Source organism: Burkholderia sp. MSHR3999, from assembly GCF_000833595.1.
Taxonomy (GTDB): Bacteria; Pseudomonadota; Gammaproteobacteria; order Burkholderiales; family Burkholderiaceae; genus Burkholderia; species Burkholderia ubonensis.
On sequence record NZ_JRFO01000001.1, the window covers coordinates 2,106,131 to 2,117,997 of the forward strand.

Here is an 11,867-nt window from a genome sequence, read left to right on the forward strand (position 1 = left end):
ACGCTACGCGAGCGAGCGGATGAAGCCCGCCGCGAGCACGCAGTAGAACAGTCCGCAGAAAAGGCCGAACGGCTTGCGCGTGCGTGCGAAGAACGGCCCCGCCGAATGCGACGAGAACGCGAGCGCATACGTCGTGAACACGATGAAGCCGAGTGTCGCGCAGCCGGCGACGAGCACGAAGCTCGTCCACGCCGACGCGTTCGCCGACAGCCCCAGCGTCGTCACGGTCAGCCACGACAGGATCGCCTTGGGGTTGGTCAGGTGGATGCCGAGCCCCTGCAGATAGAACCTCGCCAGGCTGCCGCGCCGCGCCTGCGCATCGGCCGTCAGCGGATCGCGCGTCGAGTATGCGGCGCGCACCGCCTTGTACGCGAGCCACAGCAGATAGCCTGCGCCGAGGATCTTGAGCCACATGAGCAGCACACCGGACGACAGCAGCATCGCGGACACGCCGGCCGCCGCCGTCACGCCCCAGCAGAGCGAGCCGGACATCACGCCGGCGGCCATCGCCAGGCCGGGCGTGCGCCCGTGGTTCAGCGACGCGTTCGCGATCGACAGGTTGGCCGGCCCCGGCGTTGCCGTGCCGATCAGGTAGACGGCGAACGCGACGCCGAAGCCGGAGAAGTGGGCGAGGTTCATATCAGCGAGCACCCGCATGCAGACGGCGCCGATGCGCCGATCTTGTTTGCCGAACAGTCGACCGAGACTGATGAAGCATCGTCGCGAAGATTCCCGTCATTCATGTGGACGCCCGGATCAGGAACATCGTCCGATCGCGGCCGGCAATCCACCGGGGTTCCCGCCCACGCCCGCTCCAGGCGGCGGCGGATGCCGGGTCGCGATACTTTGCAATCGCCGGAGCACGACGCCTGATTCCTGGCTTTCAGATCGTCATAAGTCGGCATGTGGTTTCCTCCGGATCAAAGTGTGTTCGCTACCGCTTTGCGCCATTACCGTCCCAGCGACAGCACGCGCCCCCTTGCCGCTCGTCTCGACCATCGCATTTCCGAGAAACGGTGGCCCCGATTATTCGACTAGAATCCGTGCGAGGGAATGAACAGAACCGAACAATCACCTCCAAAGTGTTCAGCCGTTTTCACTGAACACTTTGGCCGAAGTTCTTGACGGTGGCGTCCGATGAAACTCGCGCTCGACACGACGACCGGCGTTCCGCTGACCGAACAGCTGGTCGACCAGATCGAACGGATGATCCGTTCGCGGCAATTGCGCGGCGGCGTGAAACTGCCGTCGATCCGCAAGATGGCGGCCGATCAGCAGATCAGCCGCTTCCCGGTCATCGAGGCATACGACCTGCTCGCTGCCCGCGGCCTGATCCGGCCGCGCCACGGCTCCGGCTTCTACGTGACCGACCGGCTCGACGCCGGCGCGCTCCCGGGCGGCACGGACCCGCGCGTTGCCGAGGAGGAAACGAGCCACATCCTCAGGCAGTTCGCGTCGCTGGACGATCGCGTGAAACTGTCGAGCGGCTTCGTGCCGGCCGCGTGGCGCGACGTCGACGGCATCGCGCAGGCGGTGCGACACGTCGTGCGCGGCGACACGGCGAACCTCGTCGACTACGCGCAGCCGCAGGGCGATCCGCTGTTGCGCCGGCAGCTGTGCCGGCACCTCGCGCCGCTCGGCATCGACACCCAGCCGCAGCAGATCCTCGTCACGCACAGCGCGAGCCAGGCGCTCGATCTTGTCGTGCGCCTGATGCTGAAGCCGGGCGACACGGTGTTCGTCGAGGATCCCGGCTATTTCAACCTGTTCGGTTTGCTGAAGCTGCACGGCGTGAAGCCCGTCGGCGTGCCGCGCCGCGAGACGGGGCCTGACATCGAGGCGGCCGAGGCGCTGCTGCGCGAACACCGACCGAAGCTGTTCTTCGTCTCGACCGTGCTCCATAACCCGACTGCGACGAACATTGCACCGCCGATCATGTTCCGGCTGCTGCAGCTCGCGCACCAGCATGGCTTCACGATCGTCGAGGACGATGTCTACGGCGATTTCGAGGCGACGCCGTCGCAGCGGCTCGCGACGCTCGACCAGCTCGAACGCGTGATCTATGTCGGCGGGTTCTCGAAGACGCTGTCGTCGTCGCTGCGGGTCGGCTACCTGGCCGCGCGGCCCGACCTGATCAAGCATCTCATCGACCTGAAGGCCCTCACCAGCATGGGCGGCGCACGGATCGTGGAAAGCATCGTCGCGCTGCTGCTCGAGCGCGGCACGCACCGCAAGCACGTGGAGCGGCTGCGCCGGCGCCTCGCGCAGGCGTCGGCGCACACGGTCGCGCGATTGCGGCAGGCGGGCTGGCAGGTGTACGCGCAACCGAACGGCGGGATGTTCGTGTGGGCATGCGTGCCGGGCGTCGACGATTCCGCGCGGCTCGTCGAACTCGCGCGCACGCTCGGGCTCGATCTCGCGCCGGGGCGCGACTACCGGCCGAACGGCGACGCCACGCCGTGGGTCCGGCTCAACGTGGCGGCGGCGAGCGATCCGCAGGCGGCGGCGTTCATCGACGCGGCGGGAAGCCTGGGCGGGTGAGCTGGCCGGTGCTTGACCGATCAGTAGCCGGTCCATAGGATGGCCGCGACCGATGCGACTCGCGGATCGCGGATCGCGGATCGCGGATCGCCATGTCACAACAAGATTCCTATCGTTCCCTGCTGAACATCCCGGGTTTGTCGCCTTTACTCGTCGCGGCGACCTGCTCGCGCCTTGCCGGGCGGATGTTCGTTCTTTCGGTGGTCCTGTTTGTCCTGGAGCGGTTTTCGTCGCCCGAGCTTGCCGGATGGTTGATGTTCGCTGCAATCGTGCCCGGCTTGGTCGTCAGCCCCGTTGCGGGCGCGATCCTCGGCAACTCGGCCGGGTCATGTCCATCTCGATGAGCCTGAATGCGGCGGGGTTTCCAATCGGATCGGCCATCGCCGGAACGTTGATCGCCACTTCATCTTCGGTAGCGCTGATGATGGCCAGAATCGCATCCGTGATGGCTGCACTCGCGACTTCGGCAATCCCGCACGATCTCACTCGGGCCCGAACCGGGAAAGAGTCCGGTTAGCCATCGTCAGCGCCCGATCGAATCGGGATGCCGCGCGTGCCTGCGCCATATCTGACAAGGCTCTGCCCGAATTCACTCGAACTTGCCGAAATCCACTTCTTCTTTGACGAACTTCCCCGTCAACAGGAGCGCTCGTTCGATGTCCGCGACTATGGACAAGTTGTTGATCGACGCGGTGACGAACAACGCCCAGATGTCGTCGTCTATTTCATAGTGGCCCCGCGCATACGTCCAATAGCTGAAATAGCGATCCTGAAACAACGCGACCCGGGATTCATCAAGGCCGTCAGGATGCGGTATTCGGACGGAATGCAGTGCATCTTGCAGGATCGCAGCGACGTTTGGAAAATGATCCGTGCGATGGTCTTCCAGTACCTCGACCAGAAGATCGCTACCGTGATATACCGGCCGAACCCGGAATCGAATCAGGTTTGTCATGGCTCCCTTTCTGTTTCTGTGCACTGGTGTAGAACGACCACTTGTGGCCGGCAGAGGACGACTCGGACAATCAACGTGTTGCCTTAGCGAACAAATATCCGCCAAACTGGGTATGGCACGCGTTCTCCATAAGCTCATTCCCGACCGACCGAACTATCGGCCCGTATGGGAGAGCATCGTCCGTCTCATGTAGACAACGATACGACCAGCTCCTTATGCCATAGAGCTTCCAGAGTCATACCATCACCAATCCATTGAAGGCACCATGAAAAAAATCATTTATTTAGTGTTTTTATTGCTACCCGCGACTTCATTTGCTGAAGCGTGCATCAGCGGCATGAATGTATACGACGATTTATCTTGCACACTCCACGCCCTCGATAAATCAAAAAAAGATCTCAATGCAATTTATCAGAAAATATATGCATCCACACAATACAAGGATGAGCTGGAGAAATCACAGAAGGCCTGGCTCAATTACAGAGAAAAGCAGTGCAATGGCTATATTGCAGCCGAGGCCTCGCAATCCCAAGGCGCCGGCCTGATTACAAAAGACTGTCTCGTCACGATCACCAAGCAGCGAGTTGACTATTTGAAAACTCTTCTCGAAAAATAGCAGACCGAAAATGAAGTCAGCAATCCGCATCGAGATCCGGCTCGTCGAGCACGATCTCCTGCCCGCATTCGCGGATCTGCAAGTGTGAGACCGGCGTGGTCGTCCGCGCCGCCATCTGCCATTAGAACAGACCCACTGGCTGCGCCGCATCATCCCGGCTGGAACGGACAACTCGTTCCGGTCGACGCCCTTTTATGACCTCCAGCAACCGTATATTGGAGCGGCATGGCCTCGATGTGGACGCGCCGGAGCCAAGGTGATCATCGAGGTAGAGCAGCGTATGAGGGCGATCATGCTGCCTACCTTCAAGCCTTCCCGACCTCGCGCGAACGCCCGTCGTCCGGCCCTTGCGAACCACCCATCCCGACGTTGGTCGATCGGATAGCAGCCCGCAACGCACGCGCCATGTAAACTATCGCCTATTGCGCACTCCGGCTCCAACTGGCCGGTCACGATCATATCGAGGGTTCGGCGCCGCCGCTTTCACGAATCCGGCCGATTCACGACAAGCAACCGGCGGCCCCCCGATTGAACCCCGAACGTACGCGGGACGAACGTTATCCCGCCCAAAACCAACCGATTACGCTCATTTTTGATGGAAAACACGCCCGTCAGCAACGAAACTCCAATGGACTCGCAATCGCTCAAGGGCACGCCCGCCGTGGCCGCGAGCGATACGCAGTCGTCCGCGGCCCGCGCCGTCGCCGGGCTCGGAAACCACACGCCGATGATGCAGCAATACCTGCGCATCAAGGCCGACCACCCCGACACGCTCGTCTTCTACCGGATGGGCGACTTCTACGAGCTGTTCTTCGAGGATGCGGAAAAAGCCGCGCGCCTGCTCGACCTGACCCTGACGCAGCGCGGCGCATCGGGCGGCAACCCGATCCGGATGGCCGGCGTGCCGCACCATGCGGTCGAACAGTACCTCGCGAAGCTCGTCAAGATGGGCGAATCGGTCGCGATCTGCGAACAGATCGGCGATCCGGCCACGTCGAAGGGCCCCGTCGAACGCAAGGTCGTGCGCGTCGTCACGCCGGGCACGCTGACCGACGCCGCGCTGCTGTCCGACAAGACCGACGTCTACCTGCTCGCGATGTGCACGGGCCACAACAAGCGCGGCGTCGCGGTCAACATCGGCCTCGCATGGCTCAACCTCGCCAGCGGCGCGCTGCGCCTCGCGGAGATAGAACCCGACCAGCTCGGCGCCGCGCTGGAACGCATCCGCCCGGCCGAGATTCTCGCGGCCGACGCATCGGCCGACGCGATGCCCGCCGGCGCGGGTGCGCTCAAGCGCGTGCCGGCCTGGCATTTCGACATCGCGGCGGGCACGCAGCGCCTGTGCGACCAGCTCGACGTCGCGAGCCTCGACGGCTTCGGCGCGCACTCGCTGACGAGCGCCTGCGGCGCCGCGGGCGCGCTGCTCCTGTATGCGGCGGCCACGCAAGGCCAGCAGTTGCGGCACGTGCGCAGCCTGAAGGTCGAGAACGAAACCGAATACATCGGGCTCGATCCGTCCACGCGCCGCAACCTCGAGCTGACCGAAACGCTGCGCGGCACCGAGTCGCCGACGCTGTATTCGCTGCTCGATACCTGCTGCACGACGATGGGCAGCCGCCTGCTGCGCCACTGGCTGCACCACCCGCCGCGCGCGTCCGTCGCCGCGCAGTCGCGCCAGCAGGCGATCGGCGCGCTGCTGGACGCGCCCGCGAACGCGAGCCTCGATGCGCTGCGCAGCGCGCTGCGCCAGATCGCCGACGTCGAACGGATCACCGGCCGCCTCGCGCTGCTCTCCGCGCGGCCGCGCGACCTGTCGAGCCTGCGCGACACGTTCGCCGCGCTGCCGGCGCTGCGCGAGCGCATCAGCCCGGTCGCCGGCAACGCGGACGCGCTCACCCGCCTCGATGCCGCGCTGGCGCCGCCCGCCGAATGCCTGGACCTGCTGACGAACGCGATCGCCCCCGAGCCGGCGGCGATGGTGCGCGACGGCGGCGTGATCGCGCGCGGCTACGATGCGGAGCTCGACGAGCTGCGCGACATCTCGGAAAACTGCGGCCAGTTCCTGATCGACCTCGAAGCACGCGAACGCGCCCGCACCGGCATCGCGAACCTGCGGGTCGAGTACAACAAGGTGCACGGCTTCTACATCGAAGTCACGCGCGGGCAGACCGACAAGGTGCCGGACGACTACCGCCGCCGCCAGACGCTGAAGAACGCCGAGCGCTACATCACGCCCGAGCTGAAGACCTTCGAGGACAAGGCGCTGTCCGCGCAGGAACGGGCGCTCGCGCGCGAGCGCGCGCTGTACGACGCGGTGCTGCAGGCGCTGCTGCCGTTCATTCCCGAATGCCAGCGCGTCGCGTCCGCACTCGCGGAACTCGACCTGCTCGCCGCGTTCGCCGAGCGCGCCCGCGCGCTCGACTGGGTCGCCCCCACGTTCACCGACGAGATCGGCATCGACATCGAGCAAGGCCGGCATCCGGTCGTCGAGGCGCAGGTCGAGCAGTTCATCGCGAACGACTGCAAGCTCGGCACGGAGCGCAAGCTGCTGCTGATCACCGGCCCGAACATGGGCGGTAAGTCGACGTTCATGAGGCAGACCGCGCTGATCGCGCTGATGGCCTATGTCGGCAGCTACGTGCCGGCGAAGTCCGCGTGCTTCGGCCCGATCGACCGAATCTTCACGCGCATCGGCGCAGCGGACGATCTCGCCGGCGGCCGCTCGACGTTCATGGTCGAGATGACCGAGGCGGCGGCGATCCTCAACGACGCGACGCCGCAAAGCCTCGTGCTGATGGACGAAATCGGCCGCGGCACGTCGACGTTCGACGGCCTCGCGCTCGCGTGGGCGATCGCGCGGCACCTGCTCGCGCACAACGGCTGCTACACGCTGTTCGCGACGCACTACTTCGAACTGACGCAGCTGCCGGCCGAGTTCCCGCATGCGGCCAATGTCCACCTGTCGGCGGTCGAACACGGTCACGGCATCGTGTTCCTGCACGCGGTCAACGAAGGTCCCGCCAACCAGAGCTACGGGCTGCAGGTCGCGCAGCTTGCAGGCGTTCCGGCGCCGGTGATCCGCGCGGCGCGCAAACATCTCGCGTACCTCGAGCAGCAGTCGGCCGCTCAGCACACGCCGCAGCTCGACCTGTTCAGCATGCAGCCGGCTGCCGACGATCTCGAATGCGCGGACGCGCCGGCCACGCCGAGCGCGCCCCACCCCGCGCTCGAAAAACTGCGCGACATCGACCCCGACGACCTGAAACCACGCGAAGCGCTCGACCTGCTGTACGAGCTGCGCGCGCTCGCCCAATCGCACGATGCCGACGGGCACGCGTAAGCGCGCGGCGGCCGGCCGGCTCGTGCACGCAGCCGTCGCGCTCGCCGCGGCGGCTGCGCTCGCGCTTTCCGGCACGCTCGCCCAGGCGGCGCCCGCGAAGCGCGCCGGCGCGCCCTATTCGTTCGCGGTCGTCTCCGGCGTGATCGCGTCGCCTGCCGACGAGGTCGCCGCACAGCGGATGCTCGAGGCGATGGCGCGCGAGCGCAACCTCGCGTTCGTCGTGTACGCGGGGGATCTCAAGGGAGCCAGGGAAGCATGCCGCGATGCGCTGTACACGCAGCGCGGCGCGATTCTCGACGCATCGCGCGTGCCGCTCGTGTTCGTGCCCGGCCGCGACGACTGGGTCACCTGCAACACGGCGGCGGGAGGCGGCTACGATCCGGTCGAACGGCTCGACTTCCTGCGGCAGACGCTGCTCGCCGGTGCGGCGCTGCCCGATCCGGGCGCGCTGCAGATCACGCGCGAGAGCGAAGTCGCGCGTTTCCGGCCGTATCGCGAGAACGCGCGATGGGTGCGCGACGACATCGTGTTCGTCGTGCTCAACGCCCCCGCGCCGAACAATTACTTCCTGACGGCCGGCGGCCGTAACGGCGAGTTCGAGGATCGCATCGTCGCGAACGGCTTCTGGATCGACCATGCGGCCGAATACGCGAAGCGGCGCGACGCGCGCGCGCTGGTCGTGATCTTCGAAGGCGACCCGAAGTTCGACCGCTACGAACGCGCCGAACGCTTCGCGTGGCTGCGCTTCAACCGCCCGCGCGTGCGCGACGGTTTCCGCGAACTGAAGCGTTCCCTGGTCAAGGCGGCCGCCACCTTTCGCGGCCCGATACTCGTGATGCACGCGAGCGGCGAACCGCTGGCGAACGGCTTCGCCATCGATCGTCCGCTGCGTACCGACAATGGGGAACTCGTAGGCAACCTGACGCGCGTCGCGATCGGACCGCGGCGGCCTGCCAGTCAATGGGTGAAGGTCGGTGTGTCGCCGGCGCGGCAGACGCCGTTCAACGTCAGCCTGCAGGACGTGCCGAATAACCTGCCGGTGCCGCCGGCCTTGCCGGCCGCACCGCACGACGATGTCCCGCTTCCGCAGATGCCGGAGATTCCGGCCCTGCCGGCGCTACCGGACGCCTCGTCGGTCGCGCCACCGCTGCCGGGCGACAGCAGGGCGCCGAATGACGCATCAGGCCCCGCGCCGGCGCCCTACTTCACGGCTCCGACGCAAGGCGCGCCCGCCAGCTCAGTGCAGCGTGCGCCCTGACGGCTCGCCGTCCTCGTCGTCCTCATCCTCGTCGACGATTTCGAGCCCTTCCGCACCGTGCGCGTGCTCATGCTCGATTTCGTCCTCGGTGGCTTCGCGCACGTCCTTCACGGTCAGCGAGAAACGCAGCGCCATGCCGGCGAGCGGATGGTTGCCGTCGAGCACGACCTTGTCTTCGGCGATGTCGGTCACCGTGTAGATCAGCGAGTCGATCTCTTCGTCGCCGTCCTCCGGCGTGCCTTCGAACTGCATGCCTACTTCGATCGGCTCGGGAAAACGGTCGCGCGGCTCGATCTTCACGAGCTCGGGGTCGTAGTCGCCGAACGCGTCCTGCGGCTCCAGCTGGATCTGCGCCTGGTAACCCGGCTCCTGGCCGTCGAGCTGTTCCTCGATCTTGGGGAACGTGCCATCATAGCCGCCGTGCAGATAGACCATCGGCTCGTCGCTTTCCTCAATCAGATTGCCTTGCGCATCCGACAGCTTGTAAGCGACCGACACGACGGTGTTTTTTGCGATTTTCATCCAATTCTCCCAAATACAACTCTCATTATACGATGCGCAAACGGTCTCAAGCCGAACCGCTGGATGGCGCAGCCGCCGCGGTCGGCGCGCCGCCACCCGATCTTCCCACGCCGCTGCTCGGCGGCCTCACCCCGGCGCAATTCATGCGCCGCTACTGGCAGAAGAAACCGCTGCTGATCCGCCAGGCGATCCCCGGCGTGACGCCCCCCGTCTCGCGCGACGCGCTGTTCGAGCTGGCGGGCGACTACGACGCCGAATCGCGCCTGATCACGCACTTTCGTAACAAGTGGCAACTGGCGCACGGCCCGTTCGACGACGACGCGCTGCCGCCCGTCACGCGCAAGGCCTGGACCCTGCTGGTGCAGGGGCTCGACCTCCACGTCGACGCCGCGCGCGCGCTGCTCGACCGCTTCCGCTTCATCCCGGACGCGCGCCTCGACGACCTGATGATCTCGTACGCGACCGACGGCGGCGGCGTCGGCCCCCATTTCGATTCGTACGACGTATTCCTGCTGCAGGTCGAGGGCAAGCGCCGCTGGCGCATCGGCGCGCAGCGGGACCTGTCGCTGCAGCCCGGCGTGCCGCTCAAGATCCTCGAGCATTTCGAGCCGAGCGACGAATGGGTGCTCGAGCCCGGCGACATGCTCTACCTGCCGCCGCACATCGCGCACGACGGCGTCGCCGAAGGCGAATGCATGACCTGCTCGATCGGCTTCCGGGCCCCGTCCGCCGGCGAACTGGGCGCCCAATTCCTGTATTACCTCGCGGAGCGCGGCGGCTTGCGCAGCGGCGCCCGCAGCGACGACCTCTACCGCGATCCGAAGCAGCCCGCCGTCGAGACGCCGGCGCACCTGCCGCCGGCGATGGTCGAACGGGTCGCGGCGATCGTCAACGGCATCAAGTGGCGCGAGCAGGACGTCGCCGAATTCCTCGGCTGCTACCTGAGCGAGCCCAAATCGAACGTCGTGTTCGACCCGCCCGCACGCGTACTTTCCGAGGCGGCGTTCGCCGCGCAGGCCGCGCGGCGCGGCGTATGTCTCGACAGACGCGCCGCATTGATGTATAACGCGCGCTCGTACTTCATCAACGGCGAGGAAGGACCACTCGATCAGGCCGCCAAATGGCTGCCCGAGCTGGCCAATCAGCGTCGGATGGAGGCGAAACGGTTTGTAACACTATCCCGGGATCCCTCCATGACAGCATTACTGCACGAGTGGTATCGTGCGGGCTGGATACGGGTCGGAAGCCGGGATTAGTGTGAGTTGACCCGTAGCCCACGCAAATCAAAATTTGTATGGGAAAGACAACGTATTGACCCCGCATTTGTCGACGGTCGATAGGAAAGTGCATATAATTTCCGCCCAAGCCGTAGGGAAGATTCACGCTCTAGAAGTGCGTCTCCACCAGCGGCCCAGGTCGGTGTTGGAGCACATTACCGGTATTGTTTCGCGCTGTTGCTTACCCTTTAACCATAAAAGGACGTGATCATGAAGAAATCCCTCCTCGTAGCTTCCCTGCTGGCTGCTGTTGCACTGGCTGCTTGCAACAAGAGCGCAGACCAAGCTGCTGCGCCGGCTGCTAGCGACGCTGCTGCTGCCGCTTCGTCGGCTGCTTCGGCAGTTGCTGGTGCTGCGAGCGACGCAACGGCTGCTGCTTCGTCGGCAACGGCTGCTGCGAGCGACGCAGCTGCTGCTGTGGCGTCGGCTGCTTCGGCAGCGACGGCTGCTCCGGCTTCGGGCGCAAGCCAGTAAGCCTCAGCATCAGCTGAAAAAAAACCGGCCCTCGGGCCGGTTTTTTTACGCCTGCACGTTTCGACAGGCGCAGGCGTCCGCTCCGGGCCGCAGGCCCGCCCTCCTAGGTCAACACCAGCCAGTCGAAGCCCGTTTCCTGCGTGGCGACAACCACGTCGCTCCCATCCGTGCCCAGCACGCCCGCAAACCCCTGACGGGCCAGTTCCGGCCTGTTGTTCTGCTGGCTCAGGTGAGCCGCCACGAGATGCTGCAGGCGGCTGCGTTCAAGCGACGCGAGGATGTCCGCCGCCGCGTCGTTGCTCAGGTGCCCGTGACTGCCGCCGATCCGCGCCTTCAGCGACTGCGGATAGCGGCTCGCAGCCAGCATCGCGGTATCGTGGTTCGATTCCAGCACCAGCGCATCGCAGCCGCTCAGGACGGCCGTGATGTGCGGCGTGGCCCCGCCCACGTCGGTCAGCACGCCGAGGCGGTGGCAGCCGTCCAGGAACACGAACTGGAGCGGCTCCCGCGCGTCGTGCGGGACCGTGTACGGCAAGACTGCCAGATCGCGTATCCGGGCCGTCTCGTCGCCCCACAGTACGTGGAGCTCGACGTCCGCTTCGTCCGCGCCGACCGCGCGCGCGGTGCCCCAACTCATGTAGAGCGGCAGAGACGCGCGCCGGGCGAGCGTCAACGCGCTGCCGACATGGTCGCTGTGTTCGTGGGTAATGAGGATCGCATCGAGATCGTCGATGCCGAGATGCAGACGGCCGAGCCGGCGCTCGACCTCCTTGGCGGAAAAGCCGCAGTCGAGCAGCACGCGGGTGGTGGTCGCGCCGCTCGCGGCTTCGACCACCAGTGCGTTGCCTTCGCTGCCGCTTCCGAGGCTGGCGAATCGCACGCGC

General features: G+C 65.8%; 11 protein-coding genes and 1 pseudogene. 6 read left to right on the forward strand and 6 right to left on the reverse strand.

All coding sequences use genetic code 11. The features are described from left to right. Window positions 1-3: 3 nt before the first annotated feature. Complete coding sequence (locus KY49_RS09780) at window positions 4-639, reverse strand: LysE family translocator (protein ID WP_042584346.1); 636 nt, start codon at window positions 637-639, stop codon at window positions 4-6. Between the two features lie 100 nt (window positions 640-739). Next, window positions 740-850, reverse strand: a pseudogene (locus KY49_RS35310) (H-NS family nucleoid-associated regulatory protein); the annotation flags it as partial. A 287-nt stretch (window positions 851-1,137) separates the two neighbouring features. Between KY49_RS35310 and KY49_RS09785 the strand changes: the two are divergent. Together KY49_RS09785 and KY49_RS37025 are read left to right on the forward strand one after the other, a co-directional pair. Beyond that, window positions 1,138-2,541: an aminotransferase-like domain-containing protein gene (locus KY49_RS09785; protein ID WP_042584347.1), complete on the forward strand. Its 1,404-nt coding sequence runs from the start codon at window positions 1,138-1,140 to the stop codon at window positions 2,539-2,541. 92 nt (window positions 2,542-2,633) lie between these two features. After that, complete coding sequence (locus KY49_RS37025; RefSeq protein WP_156162461.1) at window positions 2,634-2,885, forward strand: hypothetical protein; 252 nt, start codon at window positions 2,634-2,636, stop codon at window positions 2,883-2,885. A 245-nt stretch (window positions 2,886-3,130) separates the two neighbouring features. On the opposite strand, the gene KY49_RS09790 is transcribed toward KY49_RS37025, so the two are convergent. Next, window positions 3,131-3,496 (reverse strand): hypothetical protein, encoded by a 366-nt coding sequence (locus tag KY49_RS09790; protein ID WP_042584348.1) that lies wholly within the window; start codon window positions 3,494-3,496, stop codon window positions 3,131-3,133. A 265-nt stretch (window positions 3,497-3,761) separates the two neighbouring features. Between KY49_RS09790 and KY49_RS35320 the strand changes: the two genes are divergently transcribed. From KY49_RS35320 to KY49_RS09800, 3 genes are all read left to right on the forward strand, one after another. Beyond that, window positions 3,762-4,112 (forward strand): lysozyme inhibitor LprI family protein, encoded by a 351-nt coding sequence (locus KY49_RS35320; protein WP_080413090.1) that lies wholly within the window; start codon window positions 3,762-3,764, stop codon window positions 4,110-4,112. Window positions 4,113-4,839: 727 nt separating this feature from the next. Next, window positions 4,840-7,452, forward strand: a complete 2,613-nt coding sequence (mutS, locus tag KY49_RS09795; RefSeq protein WP_042584651.1) for a DNA mismatch repair protein MutS — start codon at window positions 4,840-4,842, stop codon at window positions 7,450-7,452. Next, window positions 7,433-8,710, forward strand: coding sequence for a membrane protein (locus KY49_RS09800; RefSeq protein WP_042584349.1), 1,278 nt, complete (start codon window positions 7,433-7,435; stop codon window positions 8,708-8,710). The genes mutS and KY49_RS09800 overlap by 20 nt, the downstream gene beginning before the upstream one ends. Here the strand turns inward: KY49_RS09800 and KY49_RS09805 are convergent. After that, on the reverse strand, window positions 8,690-9,232 hold the full coding sequence (locus tag KY49_RS09805) for an FKBP-type peptidyl-prolyl cis-trans isomerase (RefSeq protein WP_042584350.1): 543 nt from the start codon (window positions 9,230-9,232) through the stop codon (window positions 8,690-8,692). The genes KY49_RS09800 and KY49_RS09805 overlap by 21 nt on opposite strands. A 32-nt stretch (window positions 9,233-9,264) precedes the next feature. Between KY49_RS09805 and KY49_RS09810 the strand changes: the two genes are divergently transcribed. Next, window positions 9,265-10,488, forward strand: a complete 1,224-nt coding sequence (locus tag KY49_RS09810; RefSeq protein WP_042584351.1) for a cupin domain-containing protein — start codon at window positions 9,265-9,267, stop codon at window positions 10,486-10,488. 322 nt (window positions 10,489-10,810) lie between these two features. Here the strand turns inward: KY49_RS09810 and KY49_RS38085 are convergent, their stop codons facing one another. Together KY49_RS38085 and KY49_RS09815 are read right to left on the reverse strand one after the other, a co-directional pair. After that, the gene (locus tag KY49_RS38085) at window positions 10,811-10,993 is read right to left on the reverse strand and encodes a hypothetical protein (RefSeq protein WP_162296965.1); all 183 of its coding nucleotides are present in this window, start codon (window positions 10,991-10,993) and stop codon (window positions 10,811-10,813) included. Window positions 10,994-11,086: 93 nt separating this feature from the next. Continuing rightward, on the reverse strand, window positions 11,087-11,863 hold the full coding sequence (locus tag KY49_RS09815) for an MBL fold metallo-hydrolase (RefSeq protein ID WP_042584352.1): 777 nt from the start codon (window positions 11,861-11,863) through the stop codon (window positions 11,087-11,089). Window positions 11,864-11,867 lie beyond the last annotated feature (4 nt).

What these genes read in the sequence shown, in the direction of transcription:
- KY49_RS09780 (WP_042584346.1), bottom strand. Translation starts at nt 639, where the DNA reads ATGAACCTCGCCCACTTCTCCGGCTTCGGCGTCGCGTTCGCCGTCTAC.
- KY49_RS09785 (WP_042584347.1), top strand. Translation starts at nt 1,138, where the DNA reads ATGAAACTCGCGCTCGACACGACGACCGGCGTTCCGCTGACCGAACAG.
- KY49_RS37025 (WP_156162461.1), top strand. Translation starts at nt 2,634, where the DNA reads ATGTCACAACAAGATTCCTATCGTTCCCTGCTGAACATCCCGGGTTTG.
- KY49_RS09790 (WP_042584348.1), bottom strand. Translation starts at nt 3,496, where the DNA reads ATGACAAACCTGATTCGATTCCGGGTTCGGCCGGTATATCACGGTAGC.
- KY49_RS35320 (WP_080413090.1), top strand. Translation starts at nt 3,762, where the DNA reads ATGAAAAAAATCATTTATTTAGTGTTTTTATTGCTACCCGCGACTTCA.
- mutS (WP_042584651.1), top strand. Translation starts at nt 4,840, where the DNA reads ATGATGCAGCAATACCTGCGCATCAAGGCCGACCACCCCGACACGCTC.
- KY49_RS09800 (WP_042584349.1), top strand. Translation starts at nt 7,433, where the DNA reads ATGCCGACGGGCACGCGTAAGCGCGCGGCGGCCGGCCGGCTCGTGCAC.
- KY49_RS09805 (WP_042584350.1), bottom strand. Translation starts at nt 9,232, where the DNA reads ATGAAAATCGCAAAAAACACCGTCGTGTCGGTCGCTTACAAGCTGTCG.
- KY49_RS09810 (WP_042584351.1), top strand. Translation starts at nt 9,265, where the DNA reads ATGCGCAAACGGTCTCAAGCCGAACCGCTGGATGGCGCAGCCGCCGCG.
- KY49_RS38085 (WP_162296965.1), bottom strand. Translation starts at nt 10,993, where the DNA reads ATGCTGAGGCTTACTGGCTTGCGCCCGAAGCCGGAGCAGCCGTCGCTG.